Here is a 263-nt window from a genome sequence, read left to right as displayed (position 1 = left end):
CCGTCCTCAGACTACGAACCGCTCCGACACGTCCGCACCGGTGTCTTCCACCAGGTCGGCCGGGCGGTCACCGTCGATCGAGTTGCGCATCTCGCGGCGCGCATCGCGGATCGCGGTGCCATCCAGCGGGCGGTTCCGGATGATGCGGCAGGCCTGCGGCATCGCCACGCTCGCGGTCCGCGGCATCACGCTGTCCCAGCGGGCGTTGACGGTGCCGAACGAATGGGTGAACTGCACCGTGTGGGCGATGGACAGCGCGGTAC

At 69.6% G+C, this 263-nt stretch carries 1 protein-coding gene; it reads right to left on the bottom strand.

All coding sequences use genetic code 11. The annotated features are described in order from the left end of the window. Positions 1 to 6: 6 nt before the first annotated feature. On the bottom strand, positions 7 to 263 hold a 257-nt coding region (locus tag ACQG3P_RS20115), incomplete at its 5' end, for a hypothetical protein (RefSeq protein ID WP_426806030.1).

Origin of the sequence: Stenotrophomonas sp. SrG (assembly GCF_050031795.1) — a bacterium.
Classification (GTDB): domain Bacteria; phylum Pseudomonadota; class Gammaproteobacteria; order Xanthomonadales; family Xanthomonadaceae; genus Stenotrophomonas; species Stenotrophomonas rhizophila_A.
The sequence above is the reverse complement of the archived record's forward strand: the minus strand, read 5'-3'. Positions and strand labels throughout refer to the sequence as shown.